This is a genomic window from uncultured Campylobacter sp. (assembly GCF_938030815.1).
Lineage (GTDB): Bacteria > Campylobacterota > Campylobacteria > Campylobacterales > Campylobacteraceae > Campylobacter_B.
Genome location: NZ_CALHII010000277.1, coordinates 1 through 16,260 on the forward strand (window position 1 = coordinate 1; position 16,260 = coordinate 16,260).

At 48.3% G+C, this 16,260-nt stretch carries 24 protein-coding genes; 5 read left to right on the forward strand and 19 right to left on the reverse strand.

Annotated elements, in window-relative coordinates:
- Positions 1-139: 139 nt before the first annotated feature.
- The gene (locus Q0277_RS10175; RefSeq protein WP_297997725.1) at positions 140-469 is read right to left on the reverse strand and encodes a YbaB/EbfC family nucleoid-associated protein; all 330 of its coding nucleotides are present in this window, start codon (positions 467-469) and stop codon (positions 140-142) included.
- 206 nt (positions 470-675) lie between these two features.
- Here Q0277_RS10175 and Q0277_RS10180 point away from each other — a divergent pair, with 206 nt between their 5' ends.
- A complete protein-coding gene (locus Q0277_RS10180) occupies positions 676-1,041 on the forward strand; it encodes a DUF4259 domain-containing protein (RefSeq protein ID WP_297997726.1) in 366 nt (121 codons plus the stop codon).
- A 112-nt stretch (positions 1,042-1,153) separates the two neighbouring features.
- Here the strand turns inward: Q0277_RS10180 and Q0277_RS10185 are convergent, their stop codons facing one another.
- From Q0277_RS10185 to infA, 15 genes are all read right to left on the reverse strand, one after another.
- The gene (locus tag Q0277_RS10185; protein WP_297997728.1) at positions 1,154-1,930 is read right to left on the reverse strand and encodes an EFR1 family ferrodoxin; all 777 of its coding nucleotides are present in this window, start codon (positions 1,928-1,930) and stop codon (positions 1,154-1,156) included.
- A 496-nt stretch (positions 1,931-2,426) separates the two neighbouring features.
- Entirely contained in the window at positions 2,427-3,242 is an 816-nt protein-coding gene (locus tag Q0277_RS10190) for a hypothetical protein (protein WP_297997730.1), read from the reverse strand.
- Between the two features lie 135 nt (positions 3,243-3,377).
- Positions 3,378-3,758, reverse strand: a complete 381-nt coding sequence (locus Q0277_RS10195; RefSeq protein ID WP_297997731.1) for a hypothetical protein — start codon at positions 3,756-3,758, stop codon at positions 3,378-3,380.
- 99 nt (positions 3,759-3,857) lie between these two features.
- A complete protein-coding gene (gene panD / locus Q0277_RS10200) occupies positions 3,858-4,205 on the reverse strand; it encodes an aspartate 1-decarboxylase (protein ID WP_297997733.1) in 348 nt (115 codons plus the stop codon).
- Positions 4,202-5,530, reverse strand: a complete 1,329-nt coding sequence (locus Q0277_RS10205; RefSeq protein ID WP_297997735.1) for a UDP-N-acetylmuramoyl-L-alanyl-D-glutamate--2,6-diaminopimelate ligase — start codon at positions 5,528-5,530, stop codon at positions 4,202-4,204. Before Q0277_RS10205 ends, panD begins: the two co-directional genes overlap by 4 nt.
- On the reverse strand, positions 5,508-6,056 hold the full coding sequence (locus Q0277_RS10210; RefSeq protein WP_297997737.1) for a histidine kinase: 549 nt from the start codon (positions 6,054-6,056) through the stop codon (positions 5,508-5,510). Before Q0277_RS10210 ends, Q0277_RS10205 begins: the two co-directional genes overlap by 23 nt.
- Positions 6,046-6,312 (reverse strand): NifU family protein, encoded by a 267-nt coding sequence (locus tag Q0277_RS10215; protein ID WP_297997739.1) that lies wholly within the window; start codon positions 6,310-6,312, stop codon positions 6,046-6,048. Before Q0277_RS10215 ends, Q0277_RS10210 begins: the two co-directional genes overlap by 11 nt.
- 509 nt (positions 6,313-6,821) lie before the next feature.
- The gene (locus tag Q0277_RS10220; protein ID WP_297997741.1) at positions 6,822-7,382 is read right to left on the reverse strand and encodes a L,D-transpeptidase family protein; all 561 of its coding nucleotides are present in this window, start codon (positions 7,380-7,382) and stop codon (positions 6,822-6,824) included.
- A 30-nt stretch (positions 7,383-7,412) separates the two neighbouring features.
- Positions 7,413-7,769 carry a 50S ribosomal protein L17 gene (rplQ, locus tag Q0277_RS10225; protein WP_297997743.1) on the reverse strand — a complete coding sequence of 119 codons (357 nt, stop codon included), beginning with the start codon at positions 7,767-7,769 and terminating at the stop codon, positions 7,413-7,415.
- Positions 7,770-8,795: a DNA-directed RNA polymerase subunit alpha gene (locus Q0277_RS10230; protein WP_177387178.1), complete on the reverse strand. Its 1,026-nt coding sequence runs from the start codon at positions 8,793-8,795 to the stop codon at positions 7,770-7,772. It abuts the gene before it with no gap.
- Positions 8,796-8,806: 11 nt separating this feature from the next.
- Complete coding sequence (rpsD, locus tag Q0277_RS10235) at positions 8,807-9,433, reverse strand: 30S ribosomal protein S4 (RefSeq protein ID WP_005869858.1); 627 nt, start codon at positions 9,431-9,433, stop codon at positions 8,807-8,809.
- Between the two features lie 18 nt (positions 9,434-9,451).
- Positions 9,452-9,844, reverse strand: coding sequence for a 30S ribosomal protein S11 (rpsK, locus tag Q0277_RS10240; protein ID WP_297997745.1), 393 nt, complete (start codon positions 9,842-9,844; stop codon positions 9,452-9,454).
- Between the two features lie 10 nt (positions 9,845-9,854).
- Positions 9,855-10,223, reverse strand: a complete 369-nt coding sequence (rpsM, locus tag Q0277_RS10245; RefSeq protein ID WP_005869856.1) for a 30S ribosomal protein S13 — start codon at positions 10,221-10,223, stop codon at positions 9,855-9,857.
- A 3-nt stretch (positions 10,224-10,226) separates the two neighbouring features.
- On the reverse strand, positions 10,227-10,340 hold the full coding sequence (gene rpmJ, locus Q0277_RS10250) for a 50S ribosomal protein L36 (RefSeq protein WP_005869855.1): 114 nt from the start codon (positions 10,338-10,340) through the stop codon (positions 10,227-10,229).
- Between the two features lie 172 nt (positions 10,341-10,512).
- The gene (gene infA / locus Q0277_RS10255; protein ID WP_005869854.1) at positions 10,513-10,731 is read right to left on the reverse strand and encodes a translation initiation factor IF-1; all 219 of its coding nucleotides are present in this window, start codon (positions 10,729-10,731) and stop codon (positions 10,513-10,515) included.
- Between the two features lie 188 nt (positions 10,732-10,919).
- On the opposite strand from infA, the gene Q0277_RS10260 reads away from it, so the two are divergent.
- Both Q0277_RS10260 and Q0277_RS10265 read left to right on the forward strand, forming a co-directional pair.
- Positions 10,920-11,792 carry a neutral zinc metallopeptidase gene (locus Q0277_RS10260; RefSeq protein ID WP_297960960.1) on the forward strand — a complete coding sequence of 291 codons (873 nt, stop codon included), beginning with the start codon at positions 10,920-10,922 and terminating at the stop codon, positions 11,790-11,792.
- A 218-nt stretch (positions 11,793-12,010) separates the two neighbouring features.
- On the forward strand, positions 12,011-12,439 hold the full coding sequence (locus Q0277_RS10265) for a VOC family protein (RefSeq protein ID WP_297997747.1): 429 nt from the start codon (positions 12,011-12,013) through the stop codon (positions 12,437-12,439).
- Between the two features lie 708 nt (positions 12,440-13,147).
- Here Q0277_RS10265 and bcp read toward each other — a convergent pair.
- Complete coding sequence (bcp, locus tag Q0277_RS10270; RefSeq protein ID WP_297997749.1) at positions 13,148-13,675, reverse strand: thioredoxin-dependent thiol peroxidase; 528 nt, start codon at positions 13,673-13,675, stop codon at positions 13,148-13,150.
- 246 nt (positions 13,676-13,921) lie between these two features.
- Between bcp and Q0277_RS10275 the strand changes: the two genes are divergently transcribed.
- A complete protein-coding gene (locus Q0277_RS10275) occupies positions 13,922-14,725 on the forward strand; it encodes a hypothetical protein (RefSeq protein WP_297997750.1) in 804 nt (267 codons plus the stop codon).
- A 6-nt stretch (positions 14,726-14,731) separates the two neighbouring features.
- Positions 14,732-14,881, forward strand: coding sequence for a hypothetical protein (locus Q0277_RS10280; RefSeq protein WP_297997752.1), 150 nt, complete (start codon positions 14,732-14,734; stop codon positions 14,879-14,881).
- A 289-nt stretch (positions 14,882-15,170) separates the two neighbouring features.
- On the opposite strand, the gene Q0277_RS10285 is transcribed toward Q0277_RS10280, so the two are convergent.
- Complete coding sequence (locus tag Q0277_RS10285; protein WP_297997754.1) at positions 15,171-15,596, reverse strand: TOBE domain-containing protein; 426 nt, start codon at positions 15,594-15,596, stop codon at positions 15,171-15,173.
- Positions 15,597-15,890: 294 nt separating this feature from the next.
- A complete protein-coding gene (locus Q0277_RS10290; protein ID WP_297997755.1) occupies positions 15,891-16,247 on the reverse strand; it encodes a DUF488 family protein in 357 nt (118 codons plus the stop codon).
- Positions 16,248-16,260 lie beyond the last annotated feature (13 nt).

Consider the following 16,260-nt stretch of genomic DNA (forward strand, 5'->3'; position numbering starts at 1 on the left):
TTCGCGAAATTTGAAACTATAAAATTTTAAAATTTCATCCGACCGATCTGTTTAAATTTACCGCTCCCAGCCCGCGAATTTCTAAATTTAAACGATCCGCTCCACCAGATTTACTACCGGGCCCGCTTGCAAAACCGCCTCAGCCCTTATCGCCGAGCAGATCGCCTAGACCGCCGAGCCCTCCTAGCATGGATGCTGCGGCGCCTTTCTTTTCATTTTCGACGAGTTTTATCGCGTCGCCTATCGCCGAAATTAGCAGGATCTGCAAGCTCTCTTTGTCGTTAAAAAGGCTGTCGTCGATGCTTAGATCGAGCACCTCGCCCGCGCCGTTTAGCCTGATGGCGACCATGCCCGCGCCCGATTTTACGGTAAATTCCTTGCGCGCATTCTCCTCCTCGATCTGCCTCGCTTTAGCCTGCATCTGATCGAGCATCTGCCCCATTTTCGAAAAATCCATTCCTTCGAACATCAAAAATCCTTTAAATTTTGGCTATTTTAGCAAATTTAAGCTAAATTTAGCGTTTGACTTGGCGTTGGCGAGTTCTGTTCTCGACTTTGATTTTGCGGCGGGCACGCGCAGTCAAAAAGCGGATTAAAATTTAGCTTGGGCGGGTAAAATTTAAATAAGAGGCGCCATTAAAGCTTGGCGATGAAATTTATTTTAAAAGGAATAAAATGGGCGATTGGGGTTATAAAGCGTACGAAAACGACGAGGCGGCGGACTGGTTTGCTAGATTTTGGGAGAGCAAAAATTTTGATCTGCTGCAAAGCACGGCAGCGAATTTCGATCCGAGAAACGAAAACTACGATGAAATCAGGGCTTCCGCGCACGTTTTGGTCTGCTTCGGCTCGCCGTATGCGTGTCCGTCGGATTTTTTAGATAAATTGCGACCGACCATCCGGAAAGTCGTTGCGATTTTGGAAAATATGATCAACCCGCCAAGCGATGAATGGACTTTTCTTGAAATTTGGGAAAGCTCGCCGGAAATCATAGCCGAAGTAAGGCGGCAAATCGCAGATCTGAAAGAGCATTTAAGATAGCACGGACCTGGCGGGCGCTAAATTTTGATCATTTCGGCAAATTTAAAAGCCACACGTAAAACGCGACAAAATAAATTATCGCGGAGCCAGAGCTCGCGCAAACGAGCGCGCCTCAGATATCTTTAAACTCCGCTGCGACCGATTTTTGGAGATTCTCCGCCTTACCAAGGATCGTTATCGCCTTTTGCCTGCATTTGTTCACGCATCTGTAGCAAATCGTGCAGCGCTCGCCAAATCTCGCCTTGCTGTGCGTGATTTTTATATTTTGCATCGGGCAGGATTTTGCGCACTCGCCGCATCCGTTGCAGCGCGCCGCATCGAGGCTCGGTTTGCGCCTGGCAAAGGGCGTTTTGTCCCAAATTTTCATCCATAGCCGCTGCCCTAAAAGCCCCGCGATACGGCATAGCACGCCTAGCCCCTCTTGCGGCGGATTACCCGCGGCAAATGCCTCCGCGATGCGCTCTAGCTTGGCGTTTGCCTCCTTGATCAGGCGCTCGTTTTTCTGCGCCGAATAGCTAAAAATCGCCACGTCGAGGATAAACGCGGGCATTCTAATATGCGCGCCGCCCGTTATCTTCGCGCCAGCTCGCCTTAGTATCCTAGCCGCGCAGCCCGCTCCGTCGCCGCTAAAAATCTCCATCGTAGCGATGATAAAGACGTTTTTGCGGCGAAAATTCGCGCTGTTTTCGCAAATAAACTCGCGCACGATCTGCGGCAGGTCGCTAAAGTAAACGGGGTAGGCGAGGATCACATCATCGTGGCGTTTTAGCAGCTCGCCGCAAGCCCCGTCCTCGATCGAAACCGCAGGGATATCGCCGCCCAGACGCTTTATAAATCTCTCCACGCAATGCTTCGTGTTGCCCGTGGAGCTGAAATAAATCGCTATCATTTTGCGAATCCTTTAAATTCAGGCGCAAAATTTTGCCCATTTTCGTCAAATTTTACCGACCTCGTCAAATTTAACGCCAAACGGCGGTAAATTTAAATAAATTGATATTTGGAGCATTCGCCGCTTGACTGATTTTATCTATTTGCTAACGACTACCGCGTATCTTTGTCTAAATTTTACCGCAAATTTGGCAAATTTATTTTTGAAATTTTCCAAAACGCGGTAGTTTTTAAAAAATTTATCTTAAATGGGCTCAAATTCGCACTATGCTGTAATTTTTACGCTTTACTTCCTGCAAACCACTGCGTTTTGGCTAGCGATGCGGTAAATTTTAATTCGTAAATTTCAAAAACAACAAAAATTCGGCGCGAAAGTTCATCTGGCGGCACCAAACTTCACGCTCGAAAATCTAAATTTAGCGACGTAAAATTTACCGAGCAAAGCAGCGCGGTCAAATTTAGCTATAAATTTAAGAATATTGCCCAAAATTCGCCGCCTACTCGTACGTCCGTCCCATTTCGAGCAGTTCGCCGAGCATCTCCCAGCCGCCGCGCACGGGTGCGTCCTCGCCCGCGTGATCCATCAGGCCGCGCGCTCCGCACTCCAGCAGTGAAAACGGACCGAAATTATACCAGCCATGGCCGCTCGGCGATACGATGCCGAAAAACTTGCTCTCGTCCGCAAGCTGTCCGCTAGCGCGCATCCTGCCAAGCTCCGCTAGCTGAAATTTTATGACCTCCGCGGAATACGCAGGTCCGCCGTGCTTGCCTACGGCCTCGAATTTTAAGGGCTCGTTCGTCTTTGACACCAAGGACCCGCCTCGCGCTGTTTTTGCAGAGACGCTGCCGCTTGCTGCGATAGAATTTTGCTCTTCCGTCCTGCTCTCGTCGTTTTTGCGATCGCCGTTCGTAAATTTTGCCTCGCTTGGCGCGGTTTTTAAATTTGCGGATCTGCTTTCGTCAAATTTTATCTCAAAGCCCTCCGGTAGGTAGCGCATTATATCTGCTGCGGTTTTTGGCTCCTCCACCGAACGAAACGTATCGCCGCCCGCAGGCCCATCTTTGCAGAAATGCGCAAGCTCGGGCGCTCGCTCTATCTCAAGCCACGTCTCGTTAAATTCCACCCTCTCGCTCTCAAACGCCGCGCTTAGAATTTCAAGCATGAGCTCTGCGCTAAAGGGCTCGCCGCCGCGCGCTTCAAGCAGCTTTAAAAGCGCGAGTAGATATGCGTCCAGCTCCTTGTTCGCAGCCCCGCTCGCTTCAAATTTTTCCACCATTTCGCAGACGGCGCCGTAAAATTCTTCGTAGTTCAAATTTACTCCTTTTTTTGTGGACCGACAAGCGGCTATAACGGGCTGTTTGAAGTGAATTTTAGCGCAAATAGCGCCTCTTAGTGCACGATGTAGCGGGTGCGCCTGCGCACAAGAGGTCAAAACCCGCGCAAAGAGCTAGCCCCTGTAGCCGTAAATTTTTAAGCTTTGCTCGCCCGGCTCCATCTCAAATTTGCCCAGGCGCTCTAAATAGCGCGCTATGGCGTCAAGGTCTTGGCTTTTGTGCTCAGGCGGTAGCAGCGCGCCACGGCTTGTAAAGTCGTACAATTTCGCAAATTCTATGTATTCTATCTCGGCGTAGAGGGTAGGCTTTTCGCTCGTCGTGAGGCGCTGCGAGATGTAGTTTTCGCAGATGCCTTGCGCGTAGTCTGCGGCGGGCAGGGCGAATTTTATCTCGTTCACGCAAGAGCCGAAGAAATCATAAATTTCGCAATGTCTTACGGGCGAGCCTTCGGCGCAGATCGCCGAAAAGAGCTTGCGCCATTTTGCGTCGCTCATAAAGCCGAAGCGAAACTCGGCTAGTTTTTTACCCAGCCGCGCTTTGTATTTTCGTAGTGCTGCGGCGAGGCGAAAAGCTCCTCAAGGCGCGGTGCCATGCTATTTTACGATCTCGTTTTTCTCGTTTACCTGCACGATTTTTGGTTCGAAATCTTTCGCTTTTTTGGTGCTCATTTGTGCGTAAGCCACGATGATGACGACGTCGCCGATGCAGACTTTGCGCGCGGCCGCGCCGTTTAGGCAGATCTCGCCCTTTTTCTCGCCGCGAATCACGTATGTGGCGAAGCGCTCGCCGTTATTGACGTTTAGGATTTCGACTTTTTGGTATTCGCAAAGCCCCGCAGCCTCGATGAGCTCGGGCCCGATCGTAATGGAGCCTACGTAGTTGAGGTTGGCGTCCGTCACGCGCGTGCGGTGGATTTTGCTTGATAAAATTTCGATTTTCATCGACCGTCCTTTAAATAGTCTAAATTTGACTTGCCTCGCGCCGCGATGAGTTCGCTCACGATCTGTTTGTCGCTGAAAGGATGCTTCACGCCCTTGATCTCTTGATAGGTCTCGTCGCCCTTGCCCAAAATAGCGATCATCTCGCCGTTTTTGGCAAGATCTAGCGCGCGCGCGATCGCCTCTTTGCGATCCGCGATCTTTAAAATTTTATCTTTTCGGCGCATACCGGCGCAAATCTGCTCGATGATCTCGCTCGGCTCTTCGCTGCGCGGGTTATCGCTCGTGACGATGCAAATTTTGGCAAAGTGCTCGGCGATGGCGCCCATTTTCGGACGCTTGCCGTGGTCGCGATCGCCTCCCGCACCGAAAACCGCGATGATCTCGCCGCTTGTGCGCAGCGCGTTTAGCACCTTTTCGATACCGTCTGGGGTATGGGCGAAATCGACGATTACAAGCGGGTTTTTATTTACGATCTGCACGCGACCCTCGACGCCGCCGAAGTTTGCCAGGGCTTTTGCGATCTTTTCGTTCGGCAGCTTGGTCAGAATTTTAACCGCCGCAAACGCCGCGGTAAGGTTGTAGAGGTTAAACTCGCCGATCAGATCGCTTTGTAGCTGCGCATTATCGCCGTTTGGGGTGCGCACGAGCGCGTCGATGCCGCCCTTTAGCCCATATCCGCTTACGCCGAAGCTCGCGGCGTTTTTGATGCCGTAGGTAAGGGCGTTTGCAGGGTTAAATTTAATATGCCCATCGTCGGCGTTTATAAGCTTTGGCGCGTCGTCTGCGAAAAATGAGCTCTTGACTGCCGCGTATTCTTGCATACTGCCGTGATAATCGAGATGATCTTGGCTTAAATTCGTAAAAATTTTAAGCGCAAAATTTAGCCCTTCTATGCGATTTTGCGCGATTGCGTGCGAGCTAACCTCCATAACGAAATACTCGCAGCCCTGTTTGCTAGCTTCGTAAAGATAGCTCATCGTCTTTAAAACCGAGCTCGTCGTAAGTCCCTTCTCGTCGATTCTGCACTCGTTTATGAAGGCGCCGCGCGTGCCGCTTAAGCCGCAGCTAAAGCCCAGATCCAGCAGCGTTGAGTAGATCGCCGCCGCGGTCGTCGTTTTGCCGTTCGTGCCGGTGATGCCTACGATTTTGATGCGCGGATTAATATTTAAAAGTTCCTTTGCTTGCGCGATAGAGATGATCTGCGCGCCTTTTTGCGCCGCTTCGGGTTCAAATTTAGCGTTCGCGCTCGTGCGCATAAAAAAGCAGCCCGCCTCGCACTCGGCGGAGTTGTCGGTGATAAAATTATTTTTGAGTCGTATTTTCATGATTTTTGATTTTTTGCATTAGCGCCTCGAAGCGCTGGTCTCCTGCATATGCTGCGGCCGAGCTTTCGACGTAATTAAGCCCCATCTCGTAGTAGCCGTTTTCTATCAAATTTTCTAAAAATTCTATCATCTCGCTTTTGTCCGAAATGGCGATTTTAGAGGAAAAAATGATCGATTCGAAGGCGTCTTTAAAGCCTCTTTGGTCTACCGCGCGCATAAAATCGGCATAGGCGATAACAGCGATCTCGTCCTCGGCGCCGGGTTCGGAGGCCGCTTCGTTCGCGATCTTTTCGTTGATGGAGTTTAAAATTTTAAAAAGCTCCGCGGTTTGAGTTTTGGGGCTGAGGTTGTAAAAATCAAAGAGCATAAGCGCCTCTTCGCGGTCTGCCAGCGCGGTCTGGCAAAGCTCAAGCAAAAATAGAATTTCCTCCTTGCCGCTTTTTTCGTATGCGAGCGAAAAATACAGCTTTGCAAGTTCGAATTCTCCGCGCGAAAAGGCCTTTAGCCCCAGCTTTTTATAATTCAAACTCTTCGCCTTCGGGGACGCTTACGACGCTAAGCTCGGGGTGAATATCCATGCGAAGCTGGCGCTCGACGCCGTATTTTAGGGTCTGCGCACTTGCGGCGCAGCCGTGGCAATGCCCGGTAAGGCGGACATAGACGACGCCGTTTTTTATGCCTAAAAGCTGTATATCGCCGCCGTCGTTTTGCAGCATCGGTCGGATTAACTCCAAGCTATCCTGTACCGGGGCTAGAAGCTCTTCGTCTGTAAATGGTATCATTAAAATTCCTTATTTTAGTTTTGGCGCATTATATCCAAAAGCGATAAAAAAAGGCTTATCGGGGATGAAATTTAATCTGAAATTTTGCGCGAGGACGCGGATTTTGTGCCATAAATCGCAAAGAATTTTATACGGCGCGGGCGCCGGAACTATGATTTTAAAATTTTATCGATTCGGTAAGGATGAAGCCCGCGAATTATCGGGCCTGCATATATTTAAATTTAGACTATTTGCGTTATAAATTTGGGATGAAATTTCAGCCCGGTCGGGGGCTAAATTTGGGATGAAATTTTGCTTGAGCGGGAGAGAATTTCGAAGGCGATTTTGTCTAAATTTATTGAGATAAAGGCCGATACGATTAAATTTTTAGAAAAACAATTCTGCTTTTAATCGCAAATTTTGCGACTACAAAAGTCTGGACGAGGAATATTATTTTAAAGCTCGTAGATGGAATTTACGCTATGTTTATATCGATCGCGACTGTGAAATTTTAGCGCGGGCGTGTGCAATCACGGCAAAATTTCTATCGGCGTGCCGATTTTTACGTGCTCGAAAAGCTCGTCCATATCGTCATTGACGAGCGCTATGCAGCCCTCCGTCCAGTCGCCGAACGCCGCGATACTCTGCCCTAGGTAGCTGAATTTATTCGGTAGCCCGTGGATTTTGATATCGCCGCCTGCGCTCTTGCCGAGGGATTTTGCGTGCGCTACGTCGGCTTTGTTCGGATAGGAGATCCCTAAATTTAGATGATACGCCGAGTTTGGATTTTTGCCGTTTATGGTGTAGTTGCCCTCCGGGGTTTTGCCGTCGCCTTGAACCTCTTTGTGTCCTTCGGGCTCGCGTCCGAGGGCGATTTTGTAGCTTTTCGCGACGCCTTTTGAGGTCAAAATTTCAAGAATTCGTTTAGATTTATAGACGCGAATTTTAGAGATTTGCTCGCCGCCCAATGCCTGCTTTAGCGGAATTTCGGAGTTGATCGTTTCGATATTTTTGTAGCTAAGATAATTGTCCAATGCCCACGCTAGGCCCGCAGCGACGATAACAAGCGGAAGTAAAATTTTAAATTTCATAGAAGAAATTTCGGGAGTGATCCCGAAATTTTATTTGCTGATTAGCTCGATATAAGCCATCTCTGCGGCGTCGCCCTTGCGGAGGCGGGTTTTGATGATGCGAGTGTAGCCGCCGTTTACGCCTGCGTATTTTGGAGCGATCTCGGTGAGCAGCTTATTTGTCGCAGCCTTATCCTGAAGCGCCGCGAAAACAAATCTATGCGCCTCGCTGTCGCCCTTGCGCGCACGAGTGATCAGCTTCTCGGCGTAGCTTCTTAGCTCTTTTGCCTTAGGAAGCGTAGTTTCGATCTTGCCGCTAGTAACTAAAGCGATGGTTAAATTTTTAAGCAGGGCGGCACGGTGAGACGAAGTACGCCCTAGCTTCCTATATCCGTGATTATGTCTCATTTATTGTCCTTCATTCTTTTGTCTTTGAGCCTTCAGCTCGTCAAGCTTGCGTTTTAGCTGCTCTTTTTTATCGCCGAGCTCTTGGTTGCCGATAGGATAACCGATCTCCTCCATAACGGCCTTGATCTCCTCGAGCGATTTTTTGCCTAAATTTTTAAGGTCTTTAAGCTCGCTTTCCTCCATGATCGCAAGCTCGCCGATAAATCTAATATCCGCGCGATCCAGGCAGTTGAAGCTTCGCGCGCTTAAGCTTAGATTGCTAACGCTCTCGAAAAGCTTTGCAAACTCGGAATTTGCGGGGATCGCTCTACCGAAAGTATCCGCAGCGCTGATATTTACGATACCTTTGAAAACCGCCAGCTGCTGATACATTGCCTCAAGTGCGTTTTTAAACGCATCTATCGCGCTGATCTGACCGTCGGTAGTGATCGTAAAGACCACCTTTTCGTAGTCGGGATTATCCTCTACAAAGACATTTTCGATGTCGTAAACAGCCTTGGTTACCGGGGTAAAAAATGCATCCAGCGCGATGAAATCAGCGTCTAAATTTTCTCTGATCTCTTCGCTTGGGACGTAGCCGATGCCCTTTTCGATGATGAGCGTAAATTTAAGATCGGCATCCTCGTTTATCGTAGCCAGATAAGCGCTTGGATTTACGATCTCTACGGCGTCGTTATTTAGGTCGCTGCCGTAAATTTCTTTAGGTCCTTTAAAGCTGTATTCTACGACCTCGCGTAGGGAATCGCCCTTGATTTTAAATCTTAAGCCCTTTAAATTTATGATAAAAGCCGCCATATCCTCGAGCATGCCGCGCATGCTGTCGAATTCGTGGCTTACGCCTTCGATTTTAACCGCGGTCGGCGCGAAACCGACCGTGCTCGTATAAAGTAACCTTCGTAAAGGATGAGCTAGAGTGACGGCATATCCCGTTTCAAAGGGATATGCTATGATTTTAGCAACATTTTCGCTGACATTCTCAACCTTTATTTCAGTTGGCATATGAGCTGATGTTGTGATTTTTCTCATATTAGCACCTACTATTTCGAGTAAAGCTCTACGATAAATCTTTCCTCTACAGGAATAACAACTTCTTCTCTCTCCGGAACTCTAGAAAAAATTCCGTATCTTTTCTCTTTTTCTACGTCTACCCACGCTACGATGCCGGTCTGTGCAGTAAGATCCAGCGCTCTTGAAATTTGCGGGTTATTTTTGCTCTTTTCGATCACTTCGATCTTTTGTCCTGCGCGGACGCTGTATGAAGGGATATCGACGCGCTTGCCGTCCACTAAAATGTGTCCGTGCGTAACGAGCTGGCGCGCAAAGCGTCTAGTCGTAGCAAAGCCCATGCGGTAAACGACGTTATCTAGCCTCTGCTCTAAAAGCTGAACCAAGATCGCTCCGGTGTTACCCTCTCTACGAGCCGCTTCGGCAAATAGTCTGCGGAACTGCTTCTCGCTTACGCCGTACATAAATTTAGCCTTTTGTTTCTCGCGAAGCTGTGAGCCGTATTCACTTAGTTTAGCGCGTCTTTGTCCATGCTGACCCGGAGCGTAAGGGCGTTTTAAAAGCGCGCTCTTGCCCGCAAGCCTTCTCTCGCCTTTCATAAATAGATCGACGCCGAGCCTTCTTTCTAATTTTTCAACCGGTCCTGTATATCTAGCCATAAATTTCTCCTTTTATAATTACACGCGACGTCGTTTAGGCGGTCTGCAACCGTTGTGCGCTAGAGGAGTGATATCTTTGAAATATGTAACTTTGATCCCTTCTACGCTACCTACGCTTTTAACGGCGGTCTCGCGTCCGCTTCCCGGACCCTGAACCTTGATGCCTACCTCTTTGATGCCGTGCTCTTTGGCTTTGTTTAGCGCGTCCTCGACGGCTTGCTGCGCCGCATAAGGGGTGGATTTTTTGCTGCCTTTAAAATTTAAAGCGCCCGCACTGCTCCACGCGATCGCGTTGCCCATTTCGTCCGTTACGGTAATCATAGTGTTGTTGAACGTAGCGGAGATGTAAACTATGCCTTTGGCGATATTTTTTCTGACGGTTTTTTTCTTAACTACTTTTTTTTGTGCCATATCTCAATCCTTATTTAGCTGCCGCGCCGACGGTTTTGCGTTTGCCTTTTCTGGTTCTAGCGTTCGTTTTTGTTTTTTGACCGCGAACAGGAAGGCCCTTTCTGTGTCTTAAGCCGCGATAGCCGCCCAAGTCCATAAGCGCTTTTATATCCATAGCCACTTGTTTGCGAAGATCGCCTTCGACCATATAGTGTTCTTGGATCTCTTTTCTGATAGCGGCGGCTTCATCTTCGCTCAGATCGGCGACTCTTTTATCATAAGAAATTCCTGCCGCATCGAGAATTTTTCTCGACGTAAATAAACCTATACCGTAGATATAAGTTAGTCCGTATTCAATCCTTTTTTTCTTTGGTAGATCTACACCTGCGATACGAGCCATAACTTATCCTTGTCTTTGTTTATGTTTTGGATTTTCACAAATAACGTGAACAACACCTTTGCGCTTGACAATTTTGCATTTGTCGCACATTTTCTTAACGGATGGACGAACTTTCATTCCACTCTCCTAAAATTTTCTCCACTTTAAATGCAAACTGCACCTAGGTTTAATGAAATTTCAAAAGCGAAAGTATCAAACCAACTGTTTTCAAAATAGTGGGGATTTTGAAAACACTTCTTCCTACAGTTTAGTCGCAAAATCGCGAGTATATCTAAATTTAACTTTATCCTTACTTATAGCGGTAGGTGATCCTGCCTTTATCGAGGCTGTAAGGGGTCAGCTCAACTTTTACGCGATCGCCCGGCATTATCTTGATGTAGTGCATCCGCATCTTGCCAGCGATATGACATAAAATCACGTGTTTGTTATCGAGCTCGACCTTAAAAGTCGCGTTCGGCAGCGCTTCTATGACATTGCCGTCGATCTCTATGACGTCGTCTTTTGCCACAAATTCTCCTTTCTTTTAAATTTAAAAAGGGCGATTATATAGAATTTAAAATTTTAAACAGCTTAAAAGAAATTTAAAATAAGCAAAATTTCAGATTTATTTTGCTACGCGCGCAGTATTTTACAAAAGCAAGGCGGCGCACTTTTTAAAATTTTAGTATAATGGCTCAAAAATTTCAAAGGAAAAACATGAAATGGCAAGACGGCAGACGAAGCTCAAACGTGGAGGATGACCGCGCAAGCAGCATGCGCACGAGCTCCGGCTCGCTTGGGATGCTGATCCCGATCATCAGATTTTTGCTCGGCTCAAAGATCGGGCGCATAGTGCTCGTAATCGGCGTCGTAGCGTATTTTATGGGCTACAACCCTTTGGCGCTTTTAGACGGAGGCGCTAGCACGCAAAGAGAGCCGACGGACAGCCCGCAGGAGCAAGAGAAGCTCGCCTTCGTCTCGGCGGTGCTAGCTCAAACCGAGGATGTTTGGGGCGAGATATTTAAAAGTGCGGGCGCGCGCTACGAGGAGCCTGGACTTCGGCTTTTCCGCGATCAGATCGCAAGCGGTTGCGGTTTTGCGAGCGCACAGACGGGGCCTTTTTATTGCCCGAGGGACCGTAAAATTTATCTCGATCTTAGCTTTTTCGACGAGCTTGCGAACAAATACAAAGCGGGCGGCGACTTCGCGCAGGCCTATGTCATCGCACACGAAGTAGGGCATCATGTTCAAAATTTAGTCGGCACGCTGGAGCAGGTTGCCGCTCTAAAAAGGCGCGCTCGCAGCGAAGCCGAACAAAACGCGCTTCAGGTCAAAGTCGAGCTACAGGCGGACTGCTACGCGGGGGTCTGGGCGCATTATCTCGCAAAAACAGGGCGCGTGCTGGAGGCGGGCGATATCGACGAGGCGCTAAATGCCGCCAGCGCGATCGGCGACGATACGTTGCAGCGTAAATTTAGCGGTCGCGTCGTGCCCGATTCTTTCACGCACGGCACCTCGGCGCAGCGCAAAGAGTGGTTTAAAAAGGGCTTAGCAGGCGGAAACCTAAAGGCTTGCTCGTTTGAGCCGTAAGGCGCGGGCTTTGAGTTAGCTTGCGGGCTAGATCAAAGGCGGTTTAAATTTTAAAATTTAACGCCAAGCTTGGAGGCGAAATTTTAAAATTTTAATGATCGGCGATTAAAAAGCTCGGACGGCGCGCTCGGCTAGCGCGACGACGGCTTGTTTGAGCGCAGGATTGACTACGGCATTAAGAAACCAAAATAGATACGTTAAAATTTATGGAGGCAAAAATGAATAAAATAACCTGCATCTGCCTAGGCGTGCGAAGCATGCAAAGGGCGCTGAAATTTTACAGAGACGGCCTAGGTTACGAGACGGACTGCAAAGAGGACAATCCGCCGGTATGTTTTTTCAATACGCCTGGGACTAAATTTGAGCTCTATCCGCTAGACGCGCTGGCGCGAGATACCAGCGAAAACAATCCGCCAAAAGGAAGTGGATTTGCTGGCATCACGCTAGCATACAACGTAAAAAACAAAGAGGACGTGGATAGCGTCATAGAACTAGTAAAAAAGGCGGGCAGAACTATCGTCAAGGAGCCCCAGGTTGCGTTTCGGGGTGGATACCACGCGTATTTTGCCGATCCGGACGGATACTATTGGGAAGTGGCTTGGGGGCCCGGTTTTAAATTTGACGAGGACGGGCTGCTCAAATTTTAGAGCAAAATTTTTGCGGACGAGGCTTGTTCGGAGACGTCGAAGCCTTTGGCCTAAACGCGTAAAATTTAAACTCAAATTTTATTGCAAATCATCGGGCGGGTTTGTGGCTCGTATAATTTGCAGTGCCGTTTTTACGCACTTTGCTCTAAACATCGAGCGAAATTTTACTCTCCGATATTATCCGCGGCGTAGATTTTGTGTGAGGCTAAAATTTGTGTCCTGCACCGCGTACCTCGCTGCACTGCTTTACCTCCGCTCGGCAGCCTTATCAGCATCGCATGCCGCTACGTAAAACAAGAAAGCGGATATTTCGCAGCGTTTTTGCCCGTGAGTGCGGCAAGGAAAAAGCGATAAGCTCCTAGAAGCTTTGCACGGCGGCCTCTTTCAAAAACCGCTTGTTTATGATCGAATTTTTAATGTCGGGGTGAGCTAGAATGATTAAGCTTTTCATATTTTTCCTTTAAAATTTTGGTTTGGGGCGATAAAATTTGCCGCTAAAATCGCAGTTATAGCTCCGCTTTGAAATTAAATTTTCAAATGAGCGGCGGAATTCTAAGGCAAAATTTCAAAGCCAAATTTTAATGCCGAAGCTTCAACGCTTAAATTTGACGCCGAAATTCCATAACAAATTTCAGCGCATAAATTTCATATATTAAAATTTAGCGCCCAAATGCGCCGGAGTTCTGCTTCAAAATACCACTTGGCGCTTTATTTCCCCGCAGCTAGCAGATCCGCGAGCACCTTTGCGGCGTGATCCTTTGCCTTGACGCTTTTATAGACCTTTAAAATTTTGCCGTCCGCGCCGATCAGAAAGGTCGAGCGCACGATGCCCAGATACTCGCGCCCGTAGTTTTTGCGCACCTGCCACGCGCCGTATAGCTTGGCTACCTCGTGCTGCGGATCGCTCAGCAGGATGTGCTTTAGGCTTTGCTTGGCGATGAAGCCCGCGTGGGATTTGGCGCTGTCGGGGCTGATGCCGATGATCACGCAGTCTGCGGCGATGAAATCATCGTACGCGGCGCTAAATTCGCACGCTTCGGTCGTGCAGCCGGGGGTGTTGTCCTTGGGGTAAAAATACAGCGCGACCTTTTTTCCCGCAAAGTCCTTTAGCGCGACGCTCGCTCCATCGGCGTTTTGCAGCGTAAAAGCAGGCGCTACGTCTCCTGCTTGCAGCGTGATTTTGCGCTCGCGATCCTCTGCGCTAAACTCGTCCTCGATCTGTGTTTTTCTCTGCATATCGTGTCCTTTTTTTGAAATTTTCGGGCTCGTAGCCCAAATCGCGGCTAAATTTTAATCTTTTTTCATAAATTTATCCTTGCTTGGATGAAATTTTGCCCCGCGCCGCAGCTGCGCGCGAAATGAGCTGCGCGAAGAGGCTTAAATTTAGCGGCTCGTGATATAATTTTGCGCGAGCTAAATTTAAAACTCGCCCGCGGCGAACAGATTTATAAAATTTACGCTCGGTGCGCGCAAAGGAGAAAAATGGCACGGCTAGAACTCAGAACCGAAATTTTATGGCGGAAGCGACTTGAAAACGGCATATTCGGCAGTATCGCGCCTACGCAGGATCCGTTCTGCGCGGGCGTATTTTATATCGCGGACGGCTGGGGCAGCTCTTACGCTTCGATGCGCCTGCGCCGCATGAGCTTTGCTACGGGCGAGGAAACGGCTAGCGCGCTGCTTCGAAATGCCGTGCGCTGCATGTATTTTAGTGCAGACGCGCAGCATATTTTCGCCGTGACCGATAGCAAAATTTACCGCCTGCGTAGGGGCTCGCTGCAGATAGATGAAAAATACGAAAAAGGCGTGCCTAAATACTCCGACTTCGTCGCGGGGGATGAGCAAGGCGGGCTTGTTTTGCTAAACCGCTTTGGCGGCAACGTTGCAGTCTTTAACTACGCGCAGGGCGGCGTGAGCAAAAAGCAGCTAAAGGATGAGGGCTGTCGCCTGCTGCTGCGCGGCAGCGATGGGCGCTATCTTATCGCATCGCCGGTGCGAGGCTGCGTGCAGCGATACGACGTCGCAAAAGGTAGGGTCGAGATACTCTTTGAGGTCGGCACCTTTGATGCCGCGCAGCTTGATAATGCGGGAAATTGGTACTTTCATCTCCCCGCTAAAATTTGCGACGGGCACGGAGAAGGCGCGCGGATGATCTTATCTGGTAAAATTTTAATGCTCGGCGCGGACGGGGTGCGTAAAGATTGGGATACGGGAGTTAAATTTAAGCAGATGCGCCTTAGTGCGGACGAAAAGTCGTTGCTTTTGCAGAGCGAAAACGGCATTTGACGCTTTTTGCCGAGCGTTGGGCGGATTGAAAGCGAGATCCTTCTAGACGGGGGCGAGCGACTGGATGCCTTTTTTGAGCAGCGAAATTTAATACTTTGCAGCGTAAAAGAGGATGGCGGGCAAAGCCTTATCGCCAGACAAATTTTAGAATTTTAAACGAGCGCAGGGGTTAGCTTTGTGTCGCGAGCGTGAAAATACTTGTAGCATTTCGCGGCGCGTTTTTGCAGGCGGCGATCGTAAAATTTATTTTCCGCGCTGTATCTAAAAGGCGCTAGCAAGGGTTTGTACGTGACATAACTCTATCGCAAACTAAATAGATGCGATTAAATGTGGCGCTGAAAAATTTAAAGAATATCCGCGGTATCCCCGCTCGCAGCTAAAATTTTATTGAAATTTAGGATTTGAAAATTTAGGGGCGTGGATGCCGCCCCTCTTGAACGGCTGATTATTTCACGCCGACGATGATTTGAGTAGCTTTGATGATTGCGGTTACTTCATCATCTTTTTTAAGCGCTAAATTTTTAACCGATTCGTTTGTGACGGTTGCGCTTAAATTCTCGCCGCCTGCGCTTCTGACACTGATCTCGGCATTTACCGCGCCCTCTTTAACGGCGGTGATTTTGCCCTTTATCTGGTTGGTCGCGCTTAAGCGTAGATCGTTCTCGCCTTTGGAGATGATGACGCTTGGGGCTTTGAATAAAAATACCGCCTCTTTGCCGGCTTTTAAATCCAAAGTTTTTTCAGAATCAACCGTCACGGTTGCTTTTAGCACGTCTCCGCCCTTGGTTTTGCCTACGATTAGCGAGTTTACCGCACCTGTTTTTACCTCTGTGATCACAACGTTAAGTTGATTTCTTGCACTGATTGCCATTTTTGGCTCCTTCTAAAAAATTATGGGCGAATATTAGCGGCAAATTCTTAAATGGAATTTAAAAATGCCGGATGTAAGAAATTAATTTAGTTTGTTGCGAAATTATATTGATTGCGTCTTTAAATTTACAGCCCGCGTAGCAAAAAATGAATTTAAAAAATGAATAAAGTTTTAAATTTGCATATATAAATTTGAGCGATTTTGTTTGGATTACGCTCCTGCTTTTTGTAAAATTTCAAAATTCCTGCCGAATTGCGACGTAAATTTCGCCGCTCGGTTTGTAAAACAGCGCCTTTAGCGCATCTTACTTTGCAAGAAATCGCGCAAAATCATCGCGTGGTTGCAGTGCTCGTCCTTTGCAGCGTATAGCAACGTGACGACCGGCTCGTTTTTAACCTTTTTCAAAAATTCAGCTACGGCGGGATTTTGCTCAAGTTCGGCTAGGTAAAGCTCCTTAAAATGGGCGAAATTCTCAGGCTTATGCGCGAAAAGCTTGCGTATTTCGGTGCTAGGCGTTATGTCTTTTGCCCACATATCAAGCTCCAGCGCATCTTTTTTTATGCCACGAGGCCACAGCCTATCGCAAAGCACGCGAAAACCATCCTCTTCCTCCGCGCTCTCATAGACGCGCTTAATTTTAAATTTTGTCATAGTTTGCTCCTTT